Source organism: Oleiphilus sp. HI0132 (assembly GCF_001635845.1).
Window position 1 is genome coordinate 1 of record NZ_LWGJ01000290.1, and the last position, 883, is coordinate 883.

Genomic DNA, 883 nt, shown 5'->3' on the forward strand with positions numbered 1-883 from the left:
CCTTCGTGCCTCTGCTTCATTGGTAATTGCGGGGCTTGTTGCGAAAGGTGATACGCTTGTTGATCGTATTTACCATGTTGATCGTGGTTACGAATGCATTGAAGAAAAACTGCAGCTACTGGGTGCAAAAATAAAGCGCCTGCCTAGTTAGACGGTGAAGTTTAAGAGTAAAAAATTATGTCAGAGAATCTAATAATTGCTTTGTCAAAAGGGCGCATCTTGAAAGAGACGCTTCCGCTGATTAAAGAGGCTGGAATCGAGCCGCTAGAAGATGTCACCAGTAGTCGAAAGCTGATTTTTGATACCACTGTAGAGAATGTGAAAATGATTATTCTCCGGGCCACCGATGTGCCTTCATATGTTCAATTCGGCGGCGCAGATATCGGTGTTACCGGAAAAGATGTCCTAATGGAACATGGCGCGGATGGCCTATACGAGCCATTAGATTTAGGTATTGCCAAATGCAAGTTAATGACTGCTGCGAAAAAAGGTAGTGTTAGCCCTAAGGGAAGAATTCGTGTTGCCACTAAGTTTGTAAACCTGGCTAAAGCATTCTATTCGCAGCAAGGTATTCAGACTGACATCATCAAGCTGTATGGGGCGATGGAGTTGGCGCCCCTATTAGATTTAGCTGATGAAATTGTCGATATCGTCGATACCGGAAATACCCTAAAAGCAAATGGCTTAGAGCCAAGGGAAATGATTCACCCTGATATTACAACTCGTCTTGTTGTGAATCGTGCGTCAATGAAAATGAAGCACGCACAAATTCAACCAATTATTGAAAAAATGAAGAAAGCCGTTAAATAAAGCTATCAAAGCTGACCTTCGGTGAGTTATGACTATTAACACAGGAAAATCTCAATGGTAGATATTAAACGTT

General features: G+C 42.1%; 1 protein-coding gene and 1 pseudogene. Both read left to right on the top strand.

Features of this window, described 5'->3' with window-relative positions; genetic code table 11:
- Positions 1 to 151: pseudogene (locus tag A3766_RS29430) on the top strand (UDP-N-acetylglucosamine 1-carboxyvinyltransferase); the annotation flags it as partial.
- Between the two features lie 26 nt (positions 152 to 177).
- Complete coding sequence (gene hisG / locus A3766_RS03510) at positions 178 to 810, top strand: ATP phosphoribosyltransferase (RefSeq protein ID WP_068511138.1); 633 nt, start codon at positions 178 to 180, stop codon at positions 808 to 810.
- Positions 811 to 883: the final 73 nt, after the last annotated feature.

Excerpts from the sequence above, each read along its gene's own strand:
- hisG (WP_068511138.1), top strand. The coding sequence starts at position 178 with ATGTCAGAGAATCTAATAATTGCTTTGTCAAAAGGGCGCATCTTGAAA.